The sequence below is a fragment of the Aurantivibrio plasticivorans genome (assembly GCF_055392955.1).
In genome coordinates this window covers 3,294,941-3,316,318 of sequence record NZ_AP036020.1, presented here as the reverse complement: position 1 = coordinate 3,316,318, position 21,378 = coordinate 3,294,941, and the positions used below count along the sequence as shown (strand labels likewise).

Annotated in this window: 19 protein-coding genes; 15 read left to right on the top strand and 4 right to left on the bottom strand. The window is 48.5% G+C overall.

The window, feature by feature from the left end; genetic code table 11:
• Positions 1–121 precede the first annotated feature (121 nt).
• From ACZ5NB_RS14860 to ACZ5NB_RS14850, 3 genes are read left to right on the top strand one after another with little or no spacing between them, the layout of a single operon-like run.
• A complete protein-coding gene (locus tag ACZ5NB_RS14860; protein WP_460233018.1) occupies positions 122–1,525 on the top strand; it encodes a sodium-dependent transporter in 1,404 nt (467 codons plus the stop codon).
• 21 nt (positions 1,526–1,546) lie between these two features.
• On the top strand, positions 1,547–1,981 hold the full coding sequence (locus ACZ5NB_RS14855) for a type II toxin-antitoxin system RatA family toxin (RefSeq protein WP_460233017.1): 435 nt from the start codon (positions 1,547–1,549) through the stop codon (positions 1,979–1,981).
• 43 nt (positions 1,982–2,024) lie between these two features.
• Positions 2,025–2,375, top strand: a complete 351-nt coding sequence (locus tag ACZ5NB_RS14850; RefSeq protein WP_460233016.1) for an RnfH family protein — start codon at positions 2,025–2,027, stop codon at positions 2,373–2,375.
• Positions 2,376–2,400: 25 nt separating this feature from the next.
• Here the strand turns inward: ACZ5NB_RS14850 and ACZ5NB_RS14845 are convergent, their stop codons facing one another.
• Positions 2,401–2,820: an outer membrane protein assembly factor BamE gene (locus ACZ5NB_RS14845; RefSeq protein ID WP_460233015.1), complete on the bottom strand. Its 420-nt coding sequence runs from the start codon at positions 2,818–2,820 to the stop codon at positions 2,401–2,403.
• A gap of 172 nt (positions 2,821–2,992) precedes the next feature.
• Between ACZ5NB_RS14845 and fur the strand changes: the two genes are divergently transcribed.
• The gene (gene fur, locus ACZ5NB_RS14840) at positions 2,993–3,400 is read left to right on the top strand and encodes a ferric iron uptake transcriptional regulator (protein WP_460233014.1); all 408 of its coding nucleotides are present in this window, start codon (positions 2,993–2,995) and stop codon (positions 3,398–3,400) included.
• A gap of 21 nt (positions 3,401–3,421) precedes the next feature.
• On the opposite strand, the gene recN is transcribed toward fur, so the two are convergent.
• A complete protein-coding gene (gene recN / locus ACZ5NB_RS14835) occupies positions 3,422–5,074 on the bottom strand; it encodes a DNA repair protein RecN (protein WP_460233013.1) in 1,653 nt (550 codons plus the stop codon).
• Positions 5,075–5,287: 213 nt separating this feature from the next.
• Here recN and grpE point away from each other — a divergent pair, with 213 nt between their 5' ends.
• From grpE to greA, 10 genes are all read left to right on the top strand, one after another.
• Entirely contained in the window at positions 5,288–5,860 is a 573-nt protein-coding gene (gene grpE / locus ACZ5NB_RS14830) for a nucleotide exchange factor GrpE (RefSeq protein WP_460233012.1), read from the top strand.
• A gap of 165 nt (positions 5,861–6,025) precedes the next feature.
• The gene (dnaK, locus tag ACZ5NB_RS14825; protein WP_460233011.1) at positions 6,026–7,951 is read left to right on the top strand and encodes a molecular chaperone DnaK; all 1,926 of its coding nucleotides are present in this window, start codon (positions 6,026–6,028) and stop codon (positions 7,949–7,951) included.
• A 134-nt stretch (positions 7,952–8,085) separates the two neighbouring features.
• Positions 8,086–9,219: a molecular chaperone DnaJ gene (gene dnaJ / locus ACZ5NB_RS14820; RefSeq protein WP_460233010.1), complete on the top strand. Its 1,134-nt coding sequence runs from the start codon at positions 8,086–8,088 to the stop codon at positions 9,217–9,219.
• A gap of 105 nt (positions 9,220–9,324) precedes the next feature.
• Positions 9,325–9,918, top strand: a complete 594-nt coding sequence (locus ACZ5NB_RS14815) for a DUF502 domain-containing protein (RefSeq protein ID WP_460233009.1) — start codon at positions 9,325–9,327, stop codon at positions 9,916–9,918.
• A 56-nt stretch (positions 9,919–9,974) separates the two neighbouring features.
• Complete coding sequence (gene dapB, locus ACZ5NB_RS14810) at positions 9,975–10,781, top strand: 4-hydroxy-tetrahydrodipicolinate reductase (RefSeq protein ID WP_460233008.1); 807 nt, start codon at positions 9,975–9,977, stop codon at positions 10,779–10,781.
• Between the two features lie 389 nt (positions 10,782–11,170).
• Positions 11,171–12,307, top strand: coding sequence for a trypsin-like peptidase domain-containing protein (locus ACZ5NB_RS14805; RefSeq protein WP_460233007.1), 1,137 nt, complete (start codon positions 11,171–11,173; stop codon positions 12,305–12,307).
• Positions 12,308–12,674: 367 nt separating this feature from the next.
• Positions 12,675–14,222, top strand: a complete 1,548-nt coding sequence (locus ACZ5NB_RS14800; RefSeq protein WP_460233006.1) for a methyl-accepting chemotaxis protein — start codon at positions 12,675–12,677, stop codon at positions 14,220–14,222.
• Between the two features lie 420 nt (positions 14,223–14,642).
• Positions 14,643–15,785: a glutamine-hydrolyzing carbamoyl-phosphate synthase small subunit gene (gene carA, locus ACZ5NB_RS14795; protein WP_460233005.1), complete on the top strand. Its 1,143-nt coding sequence runs from the start codon at positions 14,643–14,645 to the stop codon at positions 15,783–15,785.
• 85 nt (positions 15,786–15,870) lie between these two features.
• Positions 15,871–19,092 carry a carbamoyl-phosphate synthase large subunit gene (gene carB / locus ACZ5NB_RS14790; RefSeq protein WP_460233004.1) on the top strand — a complete coding sequence of 1,074 codons (3,222 nt, stop codon included), beginning with the start codon at positions 15,871–15,873 and terminating at the stop codon, positions 19,090–19,092.
• A gap of 49 nt (positions 19,093–19,141) precedes the next feature.
• Complete coding sequence (gene greA / locus ACZ5NB_RS14785) at positions 19,142–19,618, top strand: transcription elongation factor GreA (RefSeq protein ID WP_460233003.1); 477 nt, start codon at positions 19,142–19,144, stop codon at positions 19,616–19,618.
• Positions 19,619–19,724: 106 nt separating this feature from the next.
• Here greA and ACZ5NB_RS14780 read toward each other — a convergent pair whose 3' ends face one another.
• The gene (locus ACZ5NB_RS14780; RefSeq protein WP_460233002.1) at positions 19,725–20,354 is read right to left on the bottom strand and encodes a glutathione S-transferase family protein; all 630 of its coding nucleotides are present in this window, start codon (positions 20,352–20,354) and stop codon (positions 19,725–19,727) included.
• A gap of 98 nt (positions 20,355–20,452) precedes the next feature.
• On the opposite strand from ACZ5NB_RS14780, the gene ACZ5NB_RS14775 reads away from it, so the two are divergent.
• The gene (locus ACZ5NB_RS14775) at positions 20,453–20,890 is read left to right on the top strand and encodes an excinuclease ATPase subunit (protein ID WP_460233001.1); all 438 of its coding nucleotides are present in this window, start codon (positions 20,453–20,455) and stop codon (positions 20,888–20,890) included.
• An 86-nt stretch (positions 20,891–20,976) separates the two neighbouring features.
• Here ACZ5NB_RS14775 and yhbY read toward each other — a convergent pair whose 3' ends face one another.
• Positions 20,977–21,282, bottom strand: coding sequence for a ribosome assembly RNA-binding protein YhbY (gene yhbY, locus ACZ5NB_RS14770; protein WP_460233000.1), 306 nt, complete (start codon positions 21,280–21,282; stop codon positions 20,977–20,979).
• Positions 21,283–21,378: the final 96 nt, after the last annotated feature.

Here is a 21,378-nt window from a genome sequence, read left to right as displayed (position 1 = left end):
ACCACCCCCAATTTCCGGTACAATCGACCGGAATTTGATATCAAGAGACCCCACTTAAGCGCCCAGAGGTATGGCTAGGTTGAGAGGCGTTCGGGGCTAGGACAATGACTTTGGGGGAAAGATGACGGCAGGTCGATCCAATCAGCGCAAAATGCACGGCACCTGGAATAGCAGCTGGACCTTTATTCTGGCGGCTACTGGTTCAGCCGTCGGCCTAGGTAACATCTGGAAATTCCCCTATATCACGGGTGAAAACGGTGGCGGCGCCTTTGTGCTGGTGTATCTCGTGTGCATCGCGGTAATTGGTATCCCCATCATGATGGCGGAGGTTATGTTAGGCCGTCGTGGCCGCTTAAGCCCAGTTAATACGATGCATGACTTAACCGCCGAGGCGGGGATGAGTAAAGCGTGGACAGGCATTGGTTGGATGGGGGTTGTCGCGGGCCTGCTCATTTTATCTTTTTACAGCGTTATTGCGGGTTGGGCATTGAACTATGTGTTTGTGATGGCTGAAGGCACATTCGCGAATGCGACAGGTGATGTGGTGAATGCCCACTTCAACAACATGCTGGCCGATAAAAACGAACTGATTAAATGGCACACTATTTTTATAGCGCTGACCTTGGCTGTGGTGATTGGTGGTGTGACCAAAGGTTTAGGTACGGCGGTTCGTGTCCTAATGCCCATTCTATTCGTATTGTTAATTATTATGTTGGGCTACGGTATTTTCGAGGGTAACTTCAAGCAAGGCTTCGCGTTCTTGTTTGATTTCAAATTCGACAAGCTCACCTGGGATGGCGTATTAGAAGCGCTGGGGCACGCCTTCTTTACCTTGAGTTTGGGTATGGGCGCGATTATGGCCTACGGCTCCTACATGCCGGAGCATGCGCCTATCGGTCGTACGGTAGTAACCATTGCGATCTTGGATACGGTAGTGGCACTCGTCGCCGGCTTGGCTATTTTCCCGATCGTGTTTGCGAATGAGGCCGTTCAGCCAGGTGCTGGCCCTGGTTTGCTGTTTGTCAGTTTGCCCATTGCGTTTGGCAATATGCCTGGCGGAATTCTGTTCGGTACTATCTTTTTTGTACTGATTTCTATTGCCGCCTGGAGTTCGGCTATCTCGTTGATCGAGCCTGGTGTTGCATGGATTGTTGAGTCGACCAAGCTCGATCGTTTTTGGGCCAATGTCGTGTTAGGTGCTATCGCTTGGGTTGTCGGTCTGGGGACTGTGTTGTCTTTCAATGACTGGTCGGGCGACGAATATAAAATATTTGGTATGACTTTCTTTGATTCGGTGGATTTTCTCACGGCCCAAATAATGCTGCCGCTGGGTGGTTTGTTTATCGCCATATTTGCAGGCTGGTGCATGCACAAAAGTCACGTGCGCGAAGAGTTGTCGCATGAGTCGAAAGAAGTCTTTGAGTTGTGGCGGGCTGCGGTGCGTTATGTATCGCCCAGTTTGGTGGGGTTGATTTTTATTGTCCTGCTGTGGGAAAAAATCTATTCCATCATCAGTGCGAGCTAACACGGGTTTAAAATAAAGTCAGTGGCAAAAGTAGTTGAAAGAAGTGCGTTGGTTCCTTTTTCGACAGCGCAAATGTTTGAGTTAGTTAACGATATTGAGCGTTACCCTGAATTTATGGATGGCGTTGTTGGTACTCAGTTGGTCTCACGCAGTGAGTCGGAAATCGTTGCCGGTTTGGACATTCGAAAAAGCGGCTTCGCCCAAAGTTTTATCACTCGAAACACCCTAATCCCCTTTGAGCGTATCGAGATGCAGTTGGTTGAAGGCCCGTTTGAGCAACTAGAAGGAACTTGGACGTTTGAGGCGCTGGGTGATATCGGCTGCAAAGTGGGCCTCATTCTCACGTTTGAATTTAAAAGTAAAATATTAGCGGTAGCGGGTAACCGGGTGCTTGAGTCGGTTGGTAATCAACTGGTAGACGCAATGAGTCAAAGGGCCAATAAGCGCTATAGCTAAGCACTAAGCATAGCCATCAGTTTTCAGTGGAGATACATCGTCAGTGGCAACCTCTGTAGAAAGTAACGCATTTGAAGTTGAGGTGGCTTATGCCACCGTGGAAAAACAAAAGATTATTGCGCTGAGGGTGATGCCTGGTACCACAGCGTTGCAAGCGGCGGAAATCTCGGGAATCACCATGGAATTCCCTGAAATTGATTTGTCGACGGCTAAAATGGGGATTTTCGGCAAGGCGTTGGGTGCGAAAGGTCTGAAGTCTGCGGCGGAATACGAGTTGCAGCCTAGAGATCGAGTGGAAATATACCGTCCGCTAATTGCCGACCCGAAAGAGGCTCGCCGCAAACGCGCGGCAAAAAATAAAGCGTCTAAATCACAGGATAGCGGCGAGCCGTGATGTCTGGTTGTCGGGCAAGATCGAACTAGCTTGCCTCGGTTGCATCGTTATTTGGAGTAGGCATGTAGTCGCCCGTGAAATGGCTTAGCCCACCGTTCTTAAAAAACACGGTGAAGCGCTCTTCCTTTGTGTTTCCCTCAGGATCACGCAGCGTGTAGAGGTAATCCCAGCGGTCTTGCTGGAAGCTATCTGCTATCAGAGGGGTGCCGAGAATGTAACTGACTTGGCGAGGCGTCATGCCCGGCTTGAGTTGGTCGACCATGTCCTGCGTAATCACATTCCCTTGCTGGATCGTCAGGCGATATACCCCGGGAAACTGGAAGCTCGTACAACCCGTGGTGGTTGTCAGGCAGAGCAGGGCTGCGCCAAGCAGAGAGAATTTGGCGAGACGAGACTTAATACCTGACTTAAATAATTGGTTAAATTGCATGAACTGGGGTTCCACATCGTTTAGCGAACGGGGATAATACTGAATTGTCTCGACACTGAGAAGGGCACCTCGTAAACCGGTACCGGTGTGTCAGACCCGATAGACCCCTATTAAGTTGCAGTCGGTAATGCTGGCTGCAGATAATAAGTACTAACCGCGTTAGCGAGAAAGACCTTAAGGACCTGAAATGTCATCTGAAAATGTTGAATTACGTAACGCTGGGCTGAAGGTCACTTTGCCCCGTGTAAAAATCCTACAAATTTTAGAAGGTTCTGAAGAGCGTCATCTCAGTGCGGAAGATGTGTATAAATCACTGTTAGAGAGTGGTGAAGATGTGGGTTTAGCCACTGTCTATCGCGTTCTGACGCAATTCGAAAGCGCCGGTCTTGTGATGAGCCACAACTTTGACGGCGGCCATAAGGTCTACGAGCTCGCCAAAGGGGATCATCACGATCACATGGTCTGTGTCGAATCTGGTGCTGTTGTTGAGTTTCACAGTGAAGAAATCGAGCGTTTACAGCTCGAGATCGCCCACAAAAATGGTTACGAGCTGGTGGGGCACTCATTGGTACTGTACGTAAAGCCTAAGAAGTAACTTCCTTCGCTATTTGCACTGTTATGCCATTAGCTCTTTGGCGTGCTCCAACGATGTGGCGGTGAGCTTATCACTGCCCATCATCCTCGCAATTTCTTCTACCTTGGCGTCTCCGGATAGTGGCAGAATCGCCGTTTCCATATTGCCTTTCTTCTTACTTTTGCTGACGAGAAAATGCTGATGTGCCTTGCTGGCCACTTGTGCCAAATGGGTAACACACAGAATTTGTGCTTTCTCTCCAAGCTGTCGCAGCATTTGGCCGACAGTGTCTGCCGTGCCGCCGCCAATACCTACATCCACTTCATCGAATACTAAGGTAGGTGTCGCCGATGTTTGTGCAGTCACCACTTGGATTGCTAGGCTGACGCGCGACAGTTCACCGCCAGACGCAATCTTGTGTAATGGTTTCAACGGCTGCCCAGGGTTGGTACTTATCAACAGTTGAATATCCTCTGCCCCCTGCGCATTACCCTCATTGGGCACTAATGTGACCTGTAGGTTGGCATGTTCCATGGCCAGTTTATGGAGCTGCTGATTAACGGCTTTGGACAGTTTGTTGGCTGCTTTTTGGCGTTGGTTTGACAACTTCTGAGCGAGAGAGCGGTAGTGCGATTCAAGTGCGATGCATTTCTTCTCAAGTTGATCAAGGTCGGCGTCATCGCCAGTGATTTCAGTCAACTCTTCGGCGAGCTTTTGGTGGAGATCAAACAGCTCTTCCGGTGTAATGCGGTGCTTTCGAGAGATTTCAAAGATGGCTGATAGGCGCTCGTCGACAATTTGCAAACGCTCTGGGTCGAGCTGAAAGCCGTCGATAAAGCGTTCCATACCGCTGATGGCTTCCTCTACCTGAATCTGGGCAGACATGAGCAACTGGGTTGATTCTCCAACGGCGGGGATGTCCTGTGGTAAGCCCTGTGCGATATAGAGCGCTCGGTTTAGACCTTCTAAAACACTCTGTTCTTCACCACCGCAGAGCGCTGTGAGTTGATAACTGTTGTTGAGAATACTCTCGCCGTTGGCCAACTGTTTCTGTTCCGCAACGAGCTGATCGATTTCCCCGGCTTGAAGGTCGAGTTGATCGAGTTCGTTGACTTGGTAGCTCAGTAATTGCACTCGTGCAGCGGCTTCGTCAGCATTATCTTTTAATGTTTGGAAGCGCTTTGCCAGTTGTTGCCATTCACGAAATGCAGCGCTCACTTCTTTCACCAGTGCCGTGTGTCCTGCGTAATCATCGAGCAGGCGGCGCGGTGTTTCTTTTTTGAGGAGTGATTGGTGCTCGTGCTGGGCATGAATATCGATCAGCATTTCACCAAGGGCCTTTATTTGTGCGAGTGTTACGGGCTGCCCGTTGATAAAGGCTCTTGAGCGGCCTTCGGCGCTAATCATGCGGCGTAACAAACACTCATTCGGTTCACCTTCTAGCGCGTTATCTTCCAGCCAAGCACGCGCTTCGGGTAAGGCGCTAATGTCGAAGCTGGCATTGATATCCGCCCTGTCTGCACCGGCTCGAATACGGTCTGCATCGGCTCTATCGCCTAAGGTAAGGCCGAGAGCATCGAGCATTACCGATTTTCCCGCGCCGGTTTCACCGGTGACGGCCGTCATACCAGAATGCAGCTCAAGATCGAGATGTTCAACGAGGGTGTAGTTGTTGATGCTGAGGTGAGTCAACACGGGGCCGAGTCTCCAAAGAATTTTAGTGGTTGTTTATACAGTGTTTTTTGTCGATTGGCTAGCTGAGAGCGATGAAATCTACGTGGTATGTCAGCAAAATTTCTCCTAAAGGACGCTTGAAAGGCGTCCAGTTGCCCCCATATTCCCGCCAGTGGAAGTAATTGGCCTATTGGCCAAACTGAATAGACGTTGTTATTGCTAGGGGAGAGAAACGTGTCCGACGAGACAAAATCTGCAGAAATTGATGTGGAAGAGGGTGTGAACTCCGAGGTAGAGACCGCCGCAGACGCCGAAGTAAGTACCGAAGCGACCGAGGGCGACCTTCAAAGTGAAGTGGCCCGTCTGCAGGAAGAGTTAGTGGAAGCCAAAGACCAAGCGCTGCGTGCTGTGGCTGATGCTCAGAACGCTCAGCGTCGAGCTCAGCAAGATGTGGAAAAGGCTCATAAATTTGGTCAAGAAAAGCTAGTGACAGATCTGCTGAATGTGGTGGATAACTTAGAGCGCGCACTAGCCGCATCTCAAGGTGACGAATCGGAAGCGGTTAAAGCAATCGTTGAAGGCGTTGAGTTGACGTTGAAGTCGTTGGTAGAAGCGTTGGAAAAGAACAGTGTTGAGGCTATCGACCCAGCGGGCGCGCCTTTTGATCCACAGTTGCATCAAGCGATGACCGCCGTCGCTAATCCCGATCTCGAGCCAAATACGGTAATGGATGTATTCCAAAAGGGTTACACCTTGCATGGTCGCTTAGTGCGTCCAGCCATGGTGGTGGTGTCGAAAGCACCCTAATACGGAGCGTTTTAGCGTCGGTTAAAAAAGCCTGATTTAAGTGTGGATATCGGGGTTGAATTCCCCAAAATCAGGCCAATATAAGGTAGCAAGTTAAAAAAGTGAGTCACCCGTTATACAGACCCGGCGGCTCAAATGTAAGAGTTACGTTTTTGGAGAAAACACATGGGTAAAATTATCGGTATCGACTTGGGAACAACGAATTCTTGTGTCTCAGTTTTGGAAGGCGGTAAAGCCAAAGTTATCGAAAACGCAGAAGGCGATCGTACTACACCATCCATCGTTGCATTTACAGATGACAGCGAGATCTTGGTTGGTCAGAGCGCTAAGCGTCAGTCAGTAACCAACCCAAACAATACGCTGTTTGCTGTTAAGCGCTTGATCGGTCGTAAATTCACTGATGATGTCGTTCAAAAAGACATCTCTATGGTGCCATACAAGATCGTTAAAGCTGACAATGGTGATGCTTGGGTTGAGGTGAAGGACGACAAGAAAGCACCACCACAAATTTCGGCAGAAGTCTTGAAGAAAATGAAAAAGACGGCGGAGGATTATCTCGGTGAAAAAGTTACCGAAGCGGTAATCACTGTTCCGGCTTACTTTAACGACTCACAACGTCAAGCGACTAAAGACGCCGGTAAGATTGCTGGGTTAGATGTTAAACGCATCATTAACGAGCCAACCGCCGCGGCTTTGGCTTACGGTATGGATAAAGCGAAAGGCGACCACACTATCGCGGTTTACGATTTGGGTGGTGGTACCTTTGATATCTCTATCATTGAGATTGCCGATGTCGATGGTGAGCACCAATTCGAAGTGCTTTCAACCAACGGTGATACGTTCCTCGGTGGTGAAGATTTTGACTTGCGTTTGATTGAATACTTAGCGGAAGACTTCAAGAAGACTAACAATATTGATCTTCATAACGATCCACTGGCTCTACAGCGTTTAAAAGAAGCGGCAGAAAAAGCCAAGATCGAATTGTCTTCTAGCCAACAAACCGAAGTGAACTTGCCATACATTACGGCAGACCAAACCGGTCCTAAGCACTTGGTGGTTAAGTTGACTCGCGCGAAATTAGAATCACTGGTTGAAGAGCTGGTTAAGCGTTCATTAGATCCAGTCAAACAAGCAATTGAAGATTCTGGTTTATCTGTTGGCGATATTGACGACGTGATTTTGGTAGGTGGCCAAACGCGTATGCCGATGGTTCAAGAAAAAGTTGCTGAGTTCTTCGGCAAAGAGCCACGCAAAGACGTTAACCCAGACGAAGCGGTCGCCATGGGTGCAGCGATTCAAGGCGCCGTATTGGCGGGTGATGTGAAAGACGTATTGCTTCTCGACGTATCGCCTTTGACCTTGGGTATCGAAACCATGGGTGGTGTCGCGACGCCATTAATTGAGAAAAACACCACGATTCCTACTAAGAAATCGCAAACATTCTCAACCGCGGAAGACAATCAAACTGCAGTAACGATTCACGTTGTGCAGGGTGAGCGTAAGCAAGCAGCGCAAAACAAATCGCTCGGTCGTTTTGACCTGGCGGATATTCCTCCTGCGCCACGCGGCATGCCACAAATCGAAGTGACTTTCGATATCGACGCTAACGGTATCTTGAACGTAAGCGCGAAAGACAAAGCAACGGGTAAAGAGCAGTCAATCGTGATTAAGGCGTCCTCCGGTTTGAGTGACGAAGAAATCGAAGCAATGGTGAAAGATGCGGAAGCGAATGCGGAAGCGGATAAAAAGTTCGAAGAGCTGGCTGCTGCACGCAACACGCTTGAAGGCTTAATCCATGCAACGCAAAAAACCTTGACCGAAGCGGGCGACAAAGCGAGCGATGAAGAGAAATCTGCCATCGAAACCGCGATAAAAGAAGCGGAAGAAGTAGTCAAAGGCGACGATAAAGACAAGATCGAAGCGGCAACGACTAAACTGACAGAGGCTTCTAGTTCACTGGCGCAAAAACTCTATGCGGAGCAAGCTGCGCAGGCAGAACAAGGTGCGGATGCAGGTGCAGAGCAAGCTGATAGCAAGGCGGACGATGGTGTTGTTGACGCTGAGTTTGAAGAAGTTAAAGAAGATAAATAACCCTTCGATAGAGTAGGGTTCACAACGCGGAGCTTGCTCCGCGTTTGTTGTATCTGGTCAGGCTAAATACCCCGGGCCTTGGCCAGTTATGCGGCAAGTAATTTACGTTGTTGGGGGCAGGTAGAAGCAGGATTATGGCAAAGCGCGATTACTACGAAATTTTAGGTGTTGAAAAGGGCGTATCCGATCAGGATCTGAAGAAAGCCTATCGTCGTATTGCGATGAAATGCCACCCTGATCGCAATCCTGACGATAAAGAAGCTGAAGAAAAATTTAAAGAAGCGAGTGAAGCCTACGAAATTCTCTCGGATAAAGAAAAACGTGCAGCCTACGACCAATTTGGTCATTCCGGTGTTGAAGGGATGGGCGGTATGGGCGGCGCTGGCGGTGCCGGTGGGTTCGGTAATTTTAGTGATATCTTCGGCGATGTCTTCGGTGATATTTTCGGGGGTGGTGGCCGTGGCGGCCACGGCGGGCCAAGCCGAGGTTCAGACCTTCGTTATACCCTAGAGTTGAGCTTGGAAGATGCTGTTAAAGGTACCAGTGTAAAAATTCGCGTTCCTACCCTGGTGGGCTGTGAAACCTGCGATGGCACCGGTGCAAAATCCGGTACTAAGCCTAGTCAATGTACTACGTGTGGTGGTATCGGCCAGGTGCGTATGCAGCAAGGATTTTTCTCCGTCCAGCAAACGTGCCCTAGCTGTCGCGGTAAAGGCTCTATCATTACCGATCCTTGCGGTGATTGTCACGGTCAAGGTCGAGTAGAAGAAACCAAAACACTATCCGTCAAAGTGCCTGCGGGTGTCGACACCGGCGACCGCATTCGTCTCGCTGGCGAAGGTGAAGCGGGGATGGATGGTGGGCCTCCCGGTGATTTGTATGTGCAAATGTCGGTTAAAGAGCATGAGATATTCCAGCGCGACGGCAAAAACCTCTATTGCGAAGTGCCTATTGGCTTTGTCGATGCCGCGCTAGGCGGTGAACTGGAAGTGCCTACTCTTGATGGTCGTGTGAAGTTGAAGGTTCCGGCGGAAACGCAAACTGGCAAGCTATTCCGGTTGCGCGGAAAAGGTGTAACGCCAATTCGTGGCGGTGCTGCTGGTGACTTGCTGTGCCGTGTTGTCGTAGAAACACCGGTGAAGCTTAACGGTAAACAAAAAGACTTGTTAAAAGAGTTCCAGGCCAGTATGTCAGGCGACACTAATTCGCCTCGCCAAGAAAGCTGGTTCGAAGGGATGAAAAACTTCTTTGGTGATATGAAGTTGTAAACCCATACCAGCATCGAGGTTTAAACCACAGAATTGGCGACCAAGTGTCGCCAATTTTCGTTATAGGTGTTATTTTCCCTTTTTAACCTATCTGGCGAAGCGGCAATGAAAACCATCACAAATACCTTTCTAAAAGGCTTACTCTTCTCCCTGCCGATTCTCATTACCTTCGGCTTAATCTATTGGGTCTTTGTTACCGCTGAGCAAATGCTTCGCGTTCCTCTCGAGTGGTTGCTGCCAGAAGGCTGGTACATCACCGGTATGGGCTTGCTATCCACCTTCGGTATCGTCTTTGCTTTGGGGGTGTTGGCCCAAGCTTATTTGATTGAGAAGCTGTTTGTCTGGTTCGAACTCTTGATGGAGAAAATTCCTTTCGTAAAAACCGTCTACACTAGTGCGCGAGATCTGTTAGGGTTTTTAACCGGCTCCAATGAGCACGATATGCAAAGTGTTGTTGCTGTGGAAGTCAATGGTATGCGCATGATTGGCTTTGTCACTAACGAGCACATTGCTTTGGGGGAGAATACTGACCAAGTAGCGGTTTACATTCCGATGAGCTACATGATTGGCGGGTTTTTAGTGTATATGGATAAAGAAAAATGCACGCCGTTAGATATCCCCGTGCAAAAAGCCATGCAGCAAGTCATAACGGCACACATCAATCACAGTGATTCCAGCATGGATAGCGCTGAAAAATAGTCCCTAGTAAATTTACTAATCGTTTTTGAATCAAAATTTGAAGTAAAGGCAAAATCATGACAACACGAATTGCAGTGACCGGCGCGGCTGGTCGAATGGGTAAAATGTTAATCGATGCGGTATCGCAAGCGGAAGGCGTTGAGTTGGCAGCGGCAATTGAGCGGCCAGAAAGTAGTTTGCTTGGCGCTGATGCCGGTGAGCTTGCTGGGCTTGGCAAAAATGGTGTTGCAGTTGTTGGTGATCTTGAAAGCGTTGTAAATGATTTTGATGTTTTGATCGACTTCACTGTACCAGCCGCTACGCTGGCTAACGCCAAAATTTGTGCTGCGCACGGTAAAAAAATTGTGATAGGTACAACCGGTTTAACGCCAGAAGAGAAAGAAACTCTTTTAGCCAACCAATCTGAAACCGCTATGTGTGTTGCCGCGAATTTTAGTACCGGCGTTAATGTCACGTTAAAACTACTCGATATGGCGGCCAGTATTTGTGGCGATGATTACGATGTGGAAGTGTATGAAGCACATCATCGTCATAAAGTGGATGCACCATCGGGTACTGCCTTGGCGATGGGTGAAGTATTGGCGAATGCGTTAGATCGTGATTTACAAAAAGTGGCGGTGTATGGTCGTGAAGGTCAAACCGGTGCTCGCGATCGTGAGACGATTGGTTTTGCGACTGTGCGTGGTGGTGATGTACATGGTGATCATACGGTGATGTTTATGGCGGATGGTGAGCGTATTGAGATTACGCATAAGGCGTCTAGTCGGATGGCGTTTGCGCGTGGGGCAGTGCGTGCGGCTGGGTGGTTAGCTGGGAAGGATAAAGGGTTGTTTGATATGCAGGATGTCTTGGGGCTTAAATAGTTTTTAATTTTGGATGAATGACTTTGAAAGCCTGGCTTCTGCTGGGCTTTCTTGTTTTTGAGGTGGTGGAACTAGATTCGGATTGCGAAGTGGGACGGCCTTGCGCGACACGCGTTAATACGTCCCTGTAGCTCTCTTCGGCATCCATGCCTCACAAGGTCGCCCAAGGCCACCCCACCTCGCAAACTTTGCATCGGCGTGTATTTAAGCATGGGTGGGGGTTGGTCCTATTTGTTGCAGCTTATTGGCAAGCAAAAGCTGAACAATATCGGGTAGTATGACTGTCGAGAACTCTTTGGAATAAATTTAGTGAGATTTTGATTAATCGGCATGGCAGTGGTACTTTTCGACTTTCATTGTAAGTTGAATAATTGAATCATGGGATTTAGATGGCAAGGGATATTAATGTGAATTTAGTTCAGTTGACGATTTTGGTGCTTTTGGGGGTGTTTAGTTTGAGCTGTCCTGTAACAAGTGAGGCTCAAATTTATCGATACAAAGACGAAAATGGCCGTTGGCATTACACCGATAAAAAGCCAGCGGAAAAAGTTAAGGTGGAGGAGATGGAGGCTCCCTCTAGTAGTGCGTCTTCTAAGGTGGTTGCAAACCAGGATGACTGGGTCGACTTGTCCGCAAAACTTGAAGCACTTTATAACCCTCAGTCGGTGGTCGAAGAGGCGACACTTGCGGTTGTTTCAATTGAAACAACCGTGGCCGTTGGCTCTGGTTTCTTTATATCTGATGGTGGTTACCTGGTTACCAACAAGCATGTGATCAGGCCGAAATCATCTACGAGTTGGGCAGAGCAGCAGGGGGAATTCGATAAAGAAGAGCGTGTAATTGCTGAGATGTTCGAAGACAATCAAATAGAGAAGCGTCGCTTGGAATCGATGGAAGCGACATTGAGGCAAATGCGACAAGAAGTGTCTGCCCCTGGGAATTACATAGACCCAACAACTCCTGAGGAATATCGGATATATAAGCGTCGTTTTAATGATATGAAAAGGGCTTACGACAAAGCGGTGGATAAAGCCAACCGACGACAGCGAGAATTTAGGGAGCGCAAACGAACGTTCAGTCGAACCAGTACAGCAGCTTCTCTGTCTCAGCATTTTAAGGTTGTTTTCAAGGATGGCACTATTGGACAGGCACATTTGCTGGAACTGTCATCGACAAATGATCTTGCTTTGTTGCAGGTGACTGGCTTTGTTACGCCGCATCTAAACCTAGGGAGCATGAGCTCTGCCCGGCAAGGTGTTCCTGTTTATGCACTTGGAAGCCCGCTTGGACGACGTGATTCGGTTACGTCCGGCATTATTACGAGGGCATCCAGTGAAGAGATTGTCACAGACGCAAAAGTTCTTCCCGGAAATAGCGGTGGCCCGTTAATTGATTCGAACGGAGATGTTTTGGGTATTAATACACAGAGGGTTTCGGCAGATCAGCAAGGGCACTCAGAAGGGTTTGGCCTCGCTATTCCCATTAGTACTATTAAAAGTGAATTTTCTAAATATTTACAAGAGTAATCTCTCAGGAAATTTTCTGGCAAGTGATTTTAGTCTTGCTATGGATTTTAAATTTTACTACCAAGAGCCCCAAACCTAAATTCTTAAGTGAATAGTTTATGTTTCTCCCTCCCCCCCCTCTAAAAAAAGTAGTACTGGAGTGGGGGCAATTCGCTTTGCAGCAATGACTGCGTTTGTCGCTGCGGGGTTGCTTGCAAGGTCGGCCAAAATACTCCTCATTGAAATCGGCGGCTAGTTTTTGAAGCGTACTTTAACGTTTTCAAAAGCGAACGACTAAAAGCTATTTCCTTCCAAACTGGGTGGTATTGAAATTTACGTCTATGCTGAAAAAAGAAGTATAAAACTTTTTTTTAAAGGGCAGATTGAGATGTTTGGAAGTATTTCACTTAAATGGAAGGTGTTGCTGGGTATTACGCTCACCAGCGTGCTGGCGGTCGTTGGATCAAATATGACAGCGCTAAGCATGGAGGTTGATAGGCTTTATAGTTCTATTGAGAAAGAGTCGATTACGCTGGCCAAAATTGTTGGTGGGAGTACTCATGGTGCAATCGCCTTTGGGGATGATGTTTCGGCACGTGACACCTTACTCGCGCTAACCGCGAATCAGCGCGTAGCGGCGGCGGTGATTTACGATGAGACGGATAAACCCTTCGTTTGGTACGAGCGTGGCACAGAGCCATCAAAGGAATTTCCTCGGGGGCTTCCTGGTCAGCCTGGTACCCAGGGACTCGTCAACGATGGTGATTTCATTGAGTTATTTGACCCTATTGATGCGGGTGGCATCCAGGTTGGCGCTATCTATTTAAAAGTCGATTTGACCGAAGCCGCACAAACTATTGCAGATACCATCGCGACTTCTGTTGTTACGATTCTAGTGGTTAGCGTGCTGGCCGCTGGGGTTTCATATTTGATTCAGGCGGCGATAGTGAAGCCAATCAACTCGGTGGTTGTTGCGCTTAAGGACATTGCGCAAGGCGAGGGTGATTTGACCCAGCGGTTGGAGGTGAAGTCGCAAGATGAAGTGGGTGAGTTAGCGCAGTGGTTTAATACCTTTATCGATCGGGTTCATAAAATCATTAAGGACTTTGCCTCCACGGCTGAGGATCTCAATCGCAATACCGAAGGGCTCAGTCACACGGCCAAAGATACGGAAAGAGGCGTTGTCGATCAGCAGTCGGCTATCCAACAGGTGGTTTCCGCGGTGCGAGAGATGGCTACAGTGGTTAGTGATGTAGCGCAGAACGTGTCCCAGGCCGCTGATGAGGCTACTCAGGCGGATTCGGAAGCCAAGTCAGGCATGGAGGTGGTTAGCTCAACCATGTCGCAAATCCAGAGCTTGGCGACTGATATTACGTCGGCGTCTGAGGTGATTGATCGCTTGCAGCGAGAGTCAGAAAATATCGGTTCGGTATTGGATGTGATTCGGGGTATTGCTGAGCAAACCAACTTGCTGGCGTTGAACGCTGCGATTGAGGCGGCGCGTGCAGGCGAGCAGGGGCGTGGCTTTGCCGTGGTGGCAGACGAAGTGCGTACTTTGGCGTCGCGCACCCAGTCTTCAACGCAAGAGATCCAGGACATGATTGAGCGCCTACAGGTGGGTGCGAAGGAAGCTGTTCAGGTCATGGAGAAGGGCAAAGTTCAGGCGGAAGAGTCGGTCAAAAAAGCGGCTGAGACCAGTGAGTCCTTGAATGCGATTACCAACGGTGTGGCTTCAATCAAGGACAAAACTAATCAGATTGCCAGTGCTTCAGAGGAGCAAAGCGCCGCTACCCGGGAGATGGAGCAGAACATGGAGAATGTTGCTTCAGTCGCGAGGCAAACTTCTGAAGGTGCCGTGGAGATTGCGAGCAGTACGGCAAGACTGGCGTCGATGGCGTCGAACATGGCGCAGGTGGTTAAGCAGTTTCGCATTTAGGCGAGAATTAGCGTTTTTGAGCTATTTCTTGATTGGACATTGCACGCCATTTTCGTCTAAAATTCGCCCCCGAACTTGCGCCGCATGATCGACGGGAAATCTCCCGAACGATGCGCATCAAATGCCTACGATCGGGTTGAAACATAGATGCTACACGCATACAGCAGATGCCTGTAAATGAATCCTAAAAGCGAGATGAGACAGCCGTTTCATCTCGCTTTTTTTCAACTGATCGCCGGTAATCAACCGTAAATCCACATTAGTTTTCGCTCTTAGTGGCTTATTTTTACCTTTCGTGAATAAGTCAGAGCAAGGCTGCGCGCGCGATAAGTGCGCAATTGGGGAGGCGGTCGATTGATGGGGCTGCAGCAGTTGGCGACATATTAGTTAAAACAAGATTGTGACAAACAGGAGACGACTTTGAACACACAGCCCTCACGACCGGCCATTTTAGTTCTCGAAGATGGTACAGTCTTTCGAGGGATGGCCATTGGTGCTGACGGTATCTCCACCGGTGAGGTGGTATTCAATACCGCGCTGACTGGCTATCAAGAGATTCTCACCGACCCATCCTACGCAAAACAAATAGTCACCCTCACCTACCCCCATATTGGCAACACAGGCACCAATGAAGAGGATGAAGAGTGCGCGACCATCTGGGCCGCAGGTTTGGTTATCCGCGATTTACCTTTGTTGGCGAGCAGCTTCCGTAATCAGCAAAACCTTGATGATTACATGCGCGCAAACAATGTTGTTGGTATTGCTGATATTGATACTCGGCGTCTGACGCGCATCCTGCGTGAGAGTGGTGCTCAGCGTGGCACTATCATGGCTGGTGAAATTAACGAAGAGCAGGCGAAAGCGGCCACCGCGGAATTCCCAGGCCTGGCGGGAATGGATCTGGCGAAGGTTGTCACGGTTAAAGAGCAGTACCAATGGACAGAAGGCACGTGGAAACTTGGCGAAGGCCATACTTCTCCTTCGGCTGACAGTAAAAAGTTCAAAGTCGTTGCTTATGACTTCGGCGTAAAACGCAATATCTTACGTATCTTGGTTGACCACGGTTGCGATGTCACCGTGGTCCCTGCGCAAACACCTGCTGCGGATGTGTTGGCCATGAACCCTGACGGCATATTCCTATCTAATGGCCCTGGCGACCCAGAGCCTTGTGATTACGCCATTGCAGCAATTAAAGAAATCCTCGAAACCGACATTCCAGTTTTTGGTATTTGTCTTGGTCACCAGCTTCTAGGTTTGGCCAGCGGTGCGCGTACTAAGAAAATGAAATTTGGTCATCACGGTGCGAACCACCCCGTGCAAGATTTGGAAAAAGGCACAGTCATGATTACTAGTCAGAATCACGGTTTCGCCGTGGATGATGACAGCCTGCCTGAAAACCTGATCGCGACGCATCGTTCGCTATTCGACGGGTCACTGCAAGGTATCCATCGCACCGACAAGCCTGCGTTTAGTTTCCAGGGGCACCCGGAAGCAAGCCCTGGTCCACGTGATGCGGCACCTTTATTTGCTCACTTTGTTGAATTAATGGAAGCGGCTAAGTAGTCGGTCGCTTTTTTAAAAAATGGCGGATGTGCCGCAAAAATTTTAGACAGTATTTACTTCGGTATTTAAAACACTCGGAAGAAACATGCCAAAAAGAACAGACATACAATCGGTTTTAATTCTTGGTGCTGGTCCTATCGTGATCGGTCAAGCCTGCGAGTTTGACTACTCCGGTGCGCAAGCGTGTAAGGCGCTACGCGAAGAAGGCTACCGTGTAATTTTGGTGAATTCCAACCCTGCCACCATCATGACCGACCCCGCGATGGCCGACGCAACTTACATTGAGCCCATCACCTGGCAAACCGTTGAGCAAATTATTATCAAAGAACGCCCTGACGTTATTCTGCCAACGATGGGTGGTCAAACTGCATTGAACTGTGCGTTGGATTTGCATCGCAACGGCGTACTTGAAAAATACGGTGTTGAATTAATTGGTGCAACCGAAGACGCTATCGACAAAGCGGAAGATCGCAGTCGCTTTGACGCAGCGATGAAATCTATCGGCTTGGAATGCCCTCGCGCGAAGATTGTTCACAGTCTTGAAGAAGCGCTAGAGGTGCCTAAAGAATTTGGTTTCCCTTGCATTATCCGCCCCTCCTTTACCATGGGTGGTTCTGGTGGTGGTATCGCCTACAACTGGGAAGAATTCGAAGAAATTTGTTTGCGTGGTCTAGACCTGTCTCCAACTAACGAATTGTTGATTGATGAATCATTGATTGGTTGGAAAGAATACGAAATGGAAGTGGTGCGCGATAAAAACGACAACTGCATTATTGTCTGCTCCATTGAAAACTTTGACCCAATGGGTGTGCACACTGGTGACTCAATCACTGTTGCACCCGCGCAAACATTGACTGACAAAGAATATCAAATTATGCGTGATGCCTCGCTGGCGGTATTGCGTGAAATCGGCGTCGAAACAGGCGGTTCCAATGTACAGTTTGCGGTAAACCCAGAAAACGGTCGCTTGGTTATCGTTGAGATGAATCCCCGTGTATCACGTTCTTCCGCGTTAGCCTCGAAAGCGACGGGTTTCCCAATTGCTAAAGTGGCAGCGAAGTTGGCTGTGGGTTACACGCTTGATGAGCTACAAAACGAAATTACTGGTGGTGCCACGCCAGCTTCCTTCGAGCCGTCAATTGATTATGTAGTCACAAAAGTGCCTCGCTTCACTTTCGAAAAATTTGGAGAAGCTGACGCGCGTTTGACGACTCAGATGAAATCAGTGGGTGAAGTGATGGCTATTGGCCGCACCTTCCAGGAATCGTTGCAAAAAGCATTACGTGGCTTAGAAGTAGGTTCAGCGGGTTTTGAACCGATAGTTGATTTGACTGAATCTAACGCGCTGGCCGATATCCGTCGCGATTTAACAACGCCTGGAGCCAGTCGAATTTGGTATGTGGCAGATGCGTTCCGTGCGGGCATGACGTTAGAAGAAATTCATGAAGCCTCTGCAATTGATCCCTGGTTCTTGATTCAAATCGAGGATTTAATTAAAACCGAAACGGCTCTTTCAGCGCGTCAGTTGACCAGCTTAACAGCGGAAGAAATGTTCCGTATTAAACGCAAAGGGTTTTCTGATAAGCGCATTGGCGCGGTTATGGGGCAGTCTGAAAGTGCCGTTCGCGAGTTTCGTCACTCTTTAAATATTCGTCCCGTCTATAAGCGTGTCGATACCTGCGCTGCAGAGTTTTCTACCGCGACCGCGTATATGTACTCTACTTACGAAGAAGAGTGCGAAGCCAACCCATCCGATAAGGACAAAATCCTGGTGTTGGGTGGTGGTCCGAATCGTATTGGTCAGGGTATTGAGTTTGATTATTGTTGTGTGCACGCGGCATTAGCCATGCGTGAAGATGGCTACGAAACCATTATGGTTAACTGTAATCCGGAAACTGTCTCCACCGATTACGATACATCTGACCGCTTGTTTTTCGAACCCGTTACGCTAGAAGATGTGCTCGAAATTGTTGCGAAAGAAAAACCAAAAGGTGTGATCGTGCAATTTGGCGGTCAAACACCATTAAAGTTAGCCAACGCGTTGCAAGACGCGGGTGTGCCGATCATCGGTACCACGCCAGATGCAATCGACCGGGCAGAAGACCGCGAGCGTTTCCAGCAAATGATTCAGTCACTTGAATTGTTGCAGCCTTCTAATGCGATTGTCCGCTCAACAGAAGAGGCTGTGAAGGTTGCTGAAAGCGTTGGCTATCCATTGGTTGTTCGCCCCTCCTATGTGTTAGGTGGGCGCGCAATGGAAATTGTTTACAACGAGTCGGAATTGCTGCAATACATGACCGATGCTGTACAAGCCTCAGATGATTCACCTGTCTTGCTTGATCACTTCCTCAATAATGCCATCGAAGTTGATATCGACGCTGTGAGTGACGGTAAACAAGTTATTATTGGTGCGATTATGCAGCACATTGAGCAGTGCGGCGTTCACTCTGGTGACTCAGCTTGCTCACTGCCGCCTTACTCACTCAACGAAGATGTTCAAAACTTAATGCGCGAGCAGGTTAAAGCCATGGCGATTGAGCTGGGCGCCATCGGTTTAATGAACGTACAGCTAGCCTATCAAGATGGACAGATCTACGTCATTGAAGTGAATCCGCGGGCGTCGCGAACGGTACCTTTTGTCTCGAAATGTATTGGTGTGTCACTAGCGAAAGTTGCAGCTAGGTGCCAAGCAGGTGTAACTTTGGAAGAGCAAGGGTTCACGCAAGAGATCGTGCCTGACTACTATAGTGTTAAAGAAGCGGTATTCCCGTTCAACAAATTCCCTGCGGTCGATCCGATTCTTGGCCCGGAAATGAAGTCTACCGGTGAAGTAATGGGTGTTGGCGACACCTTTGCAGAAGCTTACGCAAAAGCTGAGTTGGGCGCTGGACAAGCTATTCCAACGAAGGGTACGGTGTTCCTTAGTGTGCGTGACTTTGACAAAGACGGTATTGTGCAAGTTGCCAATGAGTTGAGTGACCTTGGTTTCGCAATCGTCGCCACTCGTGGTACCGCAAAAGTGATAGAAGAAGCAGGGCTTACTGTGACTTCGGTCAATAAGGTCGGTGAAGGCCGCCCGCATATCGTGGATATGATTAAGAACGATGAAATTAATATCGTGATTAATACCACTGAAGGCCGTCAAGCGATAAAAGACTCTGCGTCTATTCGCCGAAGCGCTGAAAATCATCGCGTGTATTACACAACTACCTTAGCGGGTGCGCGTGCGATTTGTATGGCGTTGCGTTTTGGTCAACAACAAGAGGTGCGTCGTTTGCAAGAATTGCATCAACGAGTCGCACACTAGCAAACAGAATTTTACTGCCATGATATAGTGGCAAGATTGAGAACAGCTTATGAATAAATTTCCGATGACAAAGGTCGGTGCAGAAAAATTGCGTTCCGAGCTAGATCAACTTAAAAAGGTTGATCGTCCGCGTATTGTTACTGCAATTGCGGAAGCGCGTGAACACGGCGACTTGAAAGAAAATGCCGAATATCACGCCGCGCGCGAGCAGCAAAGCTTTTGTGAAGGTCGTATTCAAGAAATTGAAGGCAAGCTTTCACATGCACAAATTATCGATGTCACCACTATTCCCTGCACCGACAAAGTTATTTTCGGTACCACGGTTGATATAGTTAACTGTGATACAGAGGAAGAAGTTACCTATCAAATCGTAGGTGATGACGAAGCAAACGTAAAAGAAAATAAAATTTCGGTGAATTCACCGATTGCACGCGGTTTGATTGGCAAAATGGTTGGTGACGAAGTCGCCATTCAAACACCGGCTGGTGAAGTATATTACGAGATAGAACGCGTTCAACACATCTGAGCAGGCAAAGTTTGCCGGTCTCTGCTCCGCTATCAATCTCGTTTCTCGATTGATAGTTTTAAAAAAGCCTTCGCATTAGTAATGTGAAGGCTTTTTAGTTGGTCGTCTAGGCTTGTGTGCTAGGTCTAGCTGATACGGCTTGGTGCCAGCGTTTTATATTAAGTTGATCTTCTTTTGGCTCCAGTTTGATGCGTTGCGCAAATTCTAAAGCGATGAAAGCGCTGATGTCCGCTGTACTGAAACGATCACACGCAACAAACTCTCTCTCGCCGAGGTACTTGTCTAAGTCCTCAAAAAAGTCTTCTGTCCTTTGCCGTCCTCGCTCGGCTAGCGCTGGGATTTGCGCGTAGGGCCTTACGCCTGTCACTGCATGATCTGCGAGGCCTTTTGAAAAGTTGCGAAAACCATCGGCAACCGATGCGATGCCATTATTGGCGACCCAGTTGTCCCACATGGCAATTAAACCCTGTTCTTTTGCATCGCGCCCGTAAAGATTGGGTTCGGGAAATGCCGCTTCCAAATAACGACATATACCATTGACCTGACTGATGTGGCTCCCATCATCGAGCTCTAGAACGGGAATGTCACACAGTGGGTTCATTGCTTGGTAGGCTTCAGTCAGCTGTTCTCGGCCCATAAAGTCGACTTGCTGCGTTTCTATCGTTAAACCTTTTTCTGCAATGAAAATCCTAACGCGACGTGGATTGGGTGCAGGGTGGCAATCATATAGTTTCATAAGTGTGCTCTAGGTCGTAGGTGTAGTTTGGAGCGTTACATTGTAGCGGGTCTTGAAACTGGTGTAGAGTTAGGGTGGTTTTTAATCGAGGTGGTTTTATGCGAGTGTTATGTTGTCTTCTTGTTGTTTGTTTTACTGCTCAATCTGCTGTGGCGAGAGATGATACGCGGTTTTTTGGCATTCAGTCTGCAATGACCCTGGGCGAGAAAAAAACACCGATAGCAGATAAGCACATTAAATTTTATTTTGGCGATCAACCTCATGCGGAAGTGGTCGAACGTTTCGTGAAAGTCGATGCGCTACGTAAAACGAATTCGTTCGGTAAGTCCCCACAGGACGCGTGCGAGTGGGCTTTTTTGTCTGCACTTTTAGTACTGAGAGAAAAAGCCATTGATTACGGTGCGAACGCGGTTGTCAATATTCACAGCTACTATGACAAAAAACCGTTCGAGAGCAATGAAAAGTTTGAGTGTCATGATGGCGCCATTACAACGGGTGTGGCGCTTCGCGGGAGTATTGTCACGCTGGAAGAGTAGTCGCGAAAAGGCTAGCCGGCTGGCCTTCGTCTTCTGTCGGTCAGCCATGTGCGGAGTCGTTGTAATTTTTGCGGCAAGCAATTGTATTAATGCGGGCGCAATACGTTTGAGAGTTTTGGATTTGGTTTTGGGTTGGCTCGGTAGAGTAGTACCATCTTGCCAATCATTTGTACCACTTCAGCCTTAGTTTCCTTGGCAAGCTCCTCGACGATCATTTGACGATCATCCCGGTCTGCAATGCCGAGCTTCACTTTAATGAGTTCGTGATCATGCAGTGCGCGTTCCACTTCGCTGATGACGGCTTCACTGAGCCCGTTGCCTCCGATCATGACGGTAGGCTTGAGTTTGTGTCCAATGGAGCGGTATTGCTTTTTGAGGTCGGAAGATAACATTCGACGTGAAGACCTTTGCTGGTTTTAAAATGTAAATTGCACGTACTGTGAAGCCAAATAGCGATTCACAGCGTATAAGAAGCTAATGATGAGCCG

What these genes read in the sequence shown, in the direction of transcription:
- dnaJ (WP_460233010.1), top strand. Translation starts at nt 8,086, where the DNA reads ATGGCAAAGCGCGATTACTACGAAATTTTAGGTGTTGAAAAGGGCGTA.
- greA (WP_460233003.1), top strand. Translation starts at nt 19,142, where the DNA reads ATGAATAAATTTCCGATGACAAAGGTCGGTGCAGAAAAATTGCGTTCC.
- ACZ5NB_RS14860 (WP_460233018.1), top strand. Translation starts at nt 122, where the DNA reads ATGACGGCAGGTCGATCCAATCAGCGCAAAATGCACGGCACCTGGAAT.
- ACZ5NB_RS14780 (WP_460233002.1), bottom strand. Translation starts at nt 20,354, where the DNA reads ATGAAACTATATGATTGCCACCCTGCACCCAATCCACGTCGCGTTAGG.
- ACZ5NB_RS14805 (WP_460233007.1), top strand. Translation starts at nt 11,171, where the DNA reads ATGGCAAGGGATATTAATGTGAATTTAGTTCAGTTGACGATTTTGGTG.
- yhbY (WP_460233000.1), bottom strand. Translation starts at nt 21,282, where the DNA reads ATGTTATCTTCCGACCTCAAAAAGCAATACCGCTCCATTGGACACAAA.
- fur (WP_460233014.1), top strand. Translation starts at nt 2,993, where the DNA reads ATGTCATCTGAAAATGTTGAATTACGTAACGCTGGGCTGAAGGTCACT.
- dapB (WP_460233008.1), top strand. Translation starts at nt 9,975, where the DNA reads ATGACAACACGAATTGCAGTGACCGGCGCGGCTGGTCGAATGGGTAAA.
- carB (WP_460233004.1), top strand. Translation starts at nt 15,871, where the DNA reads ATGCCAAAAAGAACAGACATACAATCGGTTTTAATTCTTGGTGCTGGT.
- ACZ5NB_RS14775 (WP_460233001.1), top strand. Translation starts at nt 20,453, where the DNA reads ATGCGAGTGTTATGTTGTCTTCTTGTTGTTTGTTTTACTGCTCAATCT.
- ACZ5NB_RS14800 (WP_460233006.1), top strand. Translation starts at nt 12,675, where the DNA reads ATGTTTGGAAGTATTTCACTTAAATGGAAGGTGTTGCTGGGTATTACG.
- dnaK (WP_460233011.1), top strand. Translation starts at nt 6,026, where the DNA reads ATGGGTAAAATTATCGGTATCGACTTGGGAACAACGAATTCTTGTGTC.
- ACZ5NB_RS14815 (WP_460233009.1), top strand. Translation starts at nt 9,325, where the DNA reads ATGAAAACCATCACAAATACCTTTCTAAAAGGCTTACTCTTCTCCCTG.